A 6,000-nucleotide genomic window follows, 5' to 3' on the forward strand; every position below is an offset into this window, starting at 1 on the left:
ACACTTGTGCTGGGTCCGTAGATAGAGACCCTCTTCACTTTCCCGAACGCCACAGGTACTATGACCGCATCGAAAGTTTCCGATACTTGCTCCGAAAGTTTCGGGGGCGTTCCCTGCCCGGCGTACCACTCGATCTACCTCGCCGGGAACCGCCCACGACCCATGTCGGACTACCCTCGCATCCCTCGAAAGGAAGAACTCCGATGCGCAAACCCCTTAAACAAGCCCGAGCGCTCGTGGCCGCAAGCGCGGCCGGCGCGCTCGTGCTCACTGCCGCCGCCTGCGGCGACAGCGGTGAGAGCGACGCCGACATCACCTGGTGGCACATCCAGAACCAGGACCCGCTCATGGCCACCTGGCAGGAGTTCGCCGACGACTTCGCCGAGGCGAACGACGTCACCTTCGACGTCCAGCCCATCGAGAACGAGGCGTTCAAGAGCCGCATGGGCACCGCCGCGCAATCCGGCGACGTCCCCACCATCTTCCACACCTGGGGCGGCGGCGTCCTCTCCGAACAGGTCGACGCCGGACTCGTCCGCGACATCTCCGACCTCGACTGCCTCGACCAGATCGACCCGATCGCCCTGGCGCCCTACACGATCGACGACAAGCTCTACGGCATGCCGTTCGACACCGGCGTCGTCGGCTTCTGGTACAACATCGACCTGTTCGCCGACGCCGGCATCGACGCGCCCCCGGAGACCTGGGACGAGTTCCTGACCGACATCCAGGCCCTCAAGGACGCCGGGATCGCCCCGATCGCCCTCGCCGGCGCCGACCAGTGGCCCGGCCACTACTACTGGACCTACCTGGTCATGCGCATCGTCGGCCTCGAAGGCCTCGAAGCGGCCGCCGAAGCCGGCGACTTCTCCGGCGAAGGCTTCGTCCAGGCCGGCGAACTCCTCGCCGACCTCGCCGCGCTCGAGCCCTTCCAGCCCGGCTTCGAATCCGCCGGATACGGCGAGGCCGACGGCCAGGCCGCCAACATGGGCGAAGGCGTCACCGCCATGGAGCTGATGGGCCAGTGGGCCCCCCAGGTCCAGCGCGACGCCTCCGGCACCGACGGCCCCGAGAACCTCGGCTTCTTCCCCTTCCCGGCCGTCGAAGGCGGCGCCGGACTGGGCACCGAATGGCTCGGCGGCGGCAACGGCTACGCCGTCTCCGCTGACGCGCCCGACGAGGCGCTCGACTTCCTCTGCTACATCATGGAGCCCGACAACTACGCCCGCGCCATCGTCGACGGCAACTTCACCCCCGTCGCCGCCGACGTCGCCGCGGTCGCACCCGACCTGGGCCCCGACACCCAGACCGTGATCGACGCGCTGGCCACCGCCACCGGCACCCAGCTGTACCTCGACCAGGCCTACCCGCCGGCCATCGGCGGCGTCATCAACGAGGCCACCGAGGGACTCATCCTTGGCCAGATCACCGCCGAGGACTTCGTCGCCAGGGTCAACGACGCATGGGCGGCCGAGGCGTGACACTGAAGGCCTCGCCGCCGGCCTCCCCGGCCGTGGGGCGCCCGGACGCCGACGCGGGCATGCGCCCGCGCCGGCGGCCCGGGCGCCCCGGCGCCGGGACGCTCGCGACGTTCATCGTGCCGGGCCTGGTCCTGTTCCTGCTGTTCGTCCTGCTCCCGGTGCTCTTCGCCGGGTACGTGGCGTTCTTCCGCTGGAACGGCCTCGGCGGCGTCCCCACCGACTTCATCGGGTTCGACAACTTCCGGACCCTGATCGGCGACGAGGTCTTCCTCGGCGACCTGTGGCGCATCGGCATCATCGTGGTCCTCTCGATCGTGGTCCAACTCCCGATCGCCTTCGGACTCGCGATGCTCCTGCATCAGCGCTTCCCCGGCCGCACCGCGTTCCGGCTGCTGTTCTTCATGCCGTACATCCTCACCGAGGCGGTCACCGCCGTCCTGTTCGGCCTGATCTTCTCGCCCCGGCGCGGCTTCGCCGACTCACTGCTCGCGGGCCTCGGCATCGACGCGCAGATCGGCTGGCTCTCCGACCGCAGCATCGTCCTGTTCGTCGTCTTCGGAATCCTGACCTGGAAGTTCTTCGGCTTCCACATGGTCCTGTTCCTCGCCGGACGACAGAACATCCCCGACGAGCTCTACGAGGCCGCCGCGATCGACGGCGCGACCGGCGCCCAGGCGTTCCGCAGGATCACCCTGCCGCTCATGGGCCCGACCGTCCGCATCATCGTGTTCCTGTCGGTCATCGGCACCGTGCAGCTGTTCGACCTGGTGTACGTGCTCACCGGCGGCGGGCCGTTCCACGCCTCCGAGACCCTCGCGATCACCATGTTCGAACAGGGCTTCCAGCGCAACCAGATCGGCTACGCCTCGGCGCTCTCGATCGCGATGTTCATCGTGAGCCTCGTGTTCGCGCTCATCTACCAGCGCTACGTCCTCAGCCGCGACCTCCAAGGGTCGATCACGACCGCAGGAGGGGTCCGCTAATGAGCGTCGCAACCCGCCGGGCCCGCATCCTCCGCGGCACCGGCTACTACACCGCCGCGTTCGTCACCCTCGTGTTCGTCGCGACGCCCATCCTGTTCGCGCTCCTGGGCGGCTTCAAGGACAACCAGCAGCTCCGCGAGAACGCGCTCGGCCTGCCGAGCCCCTGGAACGTCAGCAACTACACCCAGGTCCTCGCCTCGGACACGTTCTGGCGACAGGTCTTCAGCTCGGTCTTCATCGCCTTCGTGACCACGTTCATCGTCGTCGCGTGCTCGGCGATGGTCGCGTTCGTGTTCGCCCGCTTCGCCTTCCGAGGCCGCGAGCTCCTGTTCACGCTGTTCGCGGCCGGCATGATGTTCCCGTTCGCCGTGGCCGTGCTCCCGCTGTTCATCATCCTGCGCAGCTTCGAACTGCTGAACAGCCCGCTGGGCGTGATCCTGCCGCAGGCCGCGTTCGGCCTGCCGCTGACGATCATCATCCTGCGCACGTTCTTCCGCTCCATCCCCGGTGAGGTGGAGGAGGCCGCGACCATCGACGGCGCGGGGCCGTGGCTCTTCTTCACCCGAATCCTGCTGCCGATGTCCCGACCGGTGCTCGCCACCGTCTCGGTGCTCGCGCTCGTCGGCTCCTGGAACTCCTTCCTGCTCCCGCTGGTGGTGCTCCAGAAGCCGACCTGGTGGACGCTCCCGCTCGGCGTCACCCAGTTCAGCGGCCAGTACGCCTCCGACACCGCGAGGGTCCTCGCCTTCGTCATGCTCGCGATGCTCCCGGCGCTGATCTTCTACGCCTTCGCCGAGAGGCACCTCATCAGCGGACTGACCTCGGGCGGCACCAAGGGGTGAGTCGTCCGGACGAGACGGGCCCGGGGTGATGGGACTCCCCGGGCCCGTCGCTTTGCCCCCACGGGAACCGCCCGCGTGTTCCCGGCGTCACAGGAGGCATGAAGACCAGACTCCTCATCGCACTCGCCGCCGCGCTGGCCGCCGGCGCGTGCACCGCGCCGACCGGCGAGATCGGGACCGACTCGCCCCCCTGGGTCCCCGCCTCCGCCCAACTCGTCTCCTTTAATTCCTGCGACGACGCCCTCGACGGCATCCAGACCGCGGCCATCACCGCGCTGAGCGCCTGGCTGGTCGCCGACCGCTTCCGCGTCGCGCCGCAGGAGAACGAGGTGCTGACCGACGACGCCGCCGCGCCGACCTCCGCGGCCGAGCCGGGCTCGTTCTCCAAGACCAACAACGCCGTCGCCGGAGTGGACGAGCCGGACCTGGTCAAGACCGACGGCACCTTCGTGTACAGCATCGTCCAGCAGGTCCTGCGCGTGGTCGACACCCGCACCGCCGAGGTGGTCGCCGAACGCGACCTCGACGCCGAGTCCACGAACCGCCGCCTGCTCCTCGACGGCGACGACCTGCTGCTGATGTACGACCAGCACCTGCGCGACGGGGACTACTACTACGACGAGTTCCGCATCGAACGGCTCGACGCGCAGACCTTGGAAGAGGCCGACGTGTTCGTCATGGACGGCACCTTGGTCGACGGGCGCCTGGTGGACGGGGAGGTGCGCCTGGTGGTGTCCTCGGCGCCGCAGATCCAGGCGATCTGGGAGCTGATGTGGGAGGACATCAAGCCCTCCGAACTCGCCGAGGCCTTGCGCGACACCGAGATCGAGGACTGGCTGCCGGAGTTCAGCGTCAACGGCGAGGAAGGCGGGATCGACTGCCGCGACGTGGCCCACCCCGAGCGGTACACCGGCTCGGCCCTGAGCGTCTTCGCGCTGCCCGCAAGCGAAGACTGGGACCAAGTCGAACCGCACGTCGTGATGGCCGACGGCGGCACCGTCCACGGCACCGCCGACAGCCTCTACGTGGCCCACTACGACTACTCATGGGACGCAGAGGAGGCCGAGACCGAGATCTACCGGTTCGCGTTCGCGGACGGAGAGCCCCGCCTGGCGGGGGAGGCGACCGTGGCCGGGACGCTGCTGAACCAGTACTCGATGAGCGAGTACGACGGCCACCTTCGAGTGGCGACCACCGAGAACAACACGGGCTGGTGGGGCGGATGCCCGAACTGCCTGGTGGACAGCGCAGGAGAACCCGCACCTTCCAAGTCGACGGTGACCGTCTTCGCGGTCGGCGAGGCCTCGATCGAGGAGACCGGCTCGGTGACCGACCTGGGTGTCGGGGAGCAGATCTACGCGGTCCGGTTCCTCGGCGACACCGGCTATGTGGTGACCTTCCGTCAGACCGATCCACTGTACACAGTAGATCTGTCTGACCCGTCGAACCCCACGGTGACAGGGGAACTGAAGATCACCGGCTATTCCGCGTACCTCCACCCGGTCGGCCCGAGCCGCCTGCTGGGCGTCGGCCAGGAGGCCACCGAGGAGGGCTTGACGACCGGCCTCCAGGTGAGCCTGTTCGACACGGGCGCCGATGAGGCCGTGGTGCTGGACCAGTACCACATGGAGAACGCCCAATCGGCGGCCGAATGGGACCCGCACGCGTTCCTGTACTGGCCGGAGACGGGCATCGCCGTGATGCCCGCGTCGTATTGGGGCGACAGGGGATACGACTACGAGTCGGGTGCACTTGTGATCAACGTGGGGACGGACACTGTGGATGAAGCCGCGTGGATCGTGCATGAAGAGGGCGGGAACGACCCGTACGACAGGGAGATCTTGCGCGCCTTCGTGCTGGACGGCCAGTTGTGGACGCTGTCGACCGCCGGACTACAGGCCAACGAGCTGGACGGGGACTACGAGGTCACCGGCTGGGTGGCCTGGTAGGCCGGACTTCCCCGAGAGTCGGAGGGGAAGAGGGGCCCGCGCAGCCATTCGGGCGGCAGCGCGGGCCGCTTTTGCGTTGTGCGTTTCGATTGCGGGGACTTCTGGGTTTGGGTCAAGGCGGCGGCGACAGAGGGGTCTGTGTTTGGCGGGGGTCGGTTTGCGGCTGTGGGGTGGTGGGTGGGTTCGGGTGAGAGCGGCAGCGACGAGGAGGTCCGCATTTGTTCTGGTCTGCCTGCGGCCGAACGGTTGTGCGGTGGGTTGCGGTCAAGGCGGGCAGCGACAAGGGGGAGGAGGATGGCGCAGGTTGGACTGCGGCCCAATCGATCTCATGGTCGTCGTGAATAATCCTCAATGGAATTCACCCCTTCAGGTGATGCCACTCCCCCCACGGCCTGTCATCATTGACTCAGTACAAGAAACCGAAAAACAAACACACCAACGAAAGCCAGTTCGAAGGGAGGCCGCGCTCATGGACACCAGCACCTGCATCACCCCCATTGACGGCCTCCCCCAAGCCACCCCTCCTTCGTCCTTCGGCGCTGGCCGCCGCGCTCAGGCTCAAGCGATCCGTTCCGCACTCGATACGGCCGCTGACCTGATCAACACCCAGCACGCGGTGGTACTCCGGTCGGTCATCGAGATGCAGGCGGCGAACCTGCACCGCACCGAGTTCGGGTTCTCGGCCCTGCGCGACCTGCTGCTGTCGCAGTTCGACTTCACGTTCAACACCGCCTCGGCCATCGCC

At 67.7% G+C, this 6,000-nt stretch carries 5 protein-coding genes; all 5 read left to right on the forward strand.

All coding sequences use genetic code 11. The annotated features are described in order from the left end of the window. The first annotated feature begins 203 nt into the window (after nt 1-203). Nucleotides 204-1,481: an extracellular solute-binding protein gene (locus IF12_RS0121365; RefSeq protein ID WP_030162144.1), complete on the forward strand. Its 1,278-nt coding sequence runs from the start codon at nt 204-206 to the stop codon at nt 1,479-1,481. Further along, nucleotides 1,463-2,464, forward strand: coding sequence for a carbohydrate ABC transporter permease (locus IF12_RS0121370; protein WP_051704720.1), 1,002 nt, complete (start codon nt 1,463-1,465; stop codon nt 2,462-2,464). The genes IF12_RS0121365 and IF12_RS0121370 overlap by 19 nt, the downstream gene beginning before the upstream one ends. Then, complete coding sequence (locus IF12_RS0121375; RefSeq protein WP_081913825.1) at nt 2,464-3,306, forward strand: carbohydrate ABC transporter permease; 843 nt, start codon at nt 2,464-2,466, stop codon at nt 3,304-3,306. The genes IF12_RS0121370 and IF12_RS0121375 overlap by 1 nt, the downstream gene beginning before the upstream one ends. A 98-nt stretch (nt 3,307-3,404) precedes the next feature. Next, a complete protein-coding gene (locus IF12_RS0121380) occupies nt 3,405-5,255 on the forward strand; it encodes a beta-propeller domain-containing protein (RefSeq protein ID WP_030162151.1) in 1,851 nt (616 codons plus the stop codon). Between the two features lie 469 nt (nt 5,256-5,724). Next, a partial coding sequence (locus tag IF12_RS25890; protein ID WP_156036874.1) for a hypothetical protein occupies nt 5,725-6,000 on the forward strand: 276 nt, incomplete at its 3' end.

The sequence above is a fragment of the Glycomyces sp. NRRL B-16210 genome, assembly GCF_000719515.1.
GTDB lineage: Bacteria > Actinomycetota > Actinomycetes > Mycobacteriales > Micromonosporaceae > Glycomyces.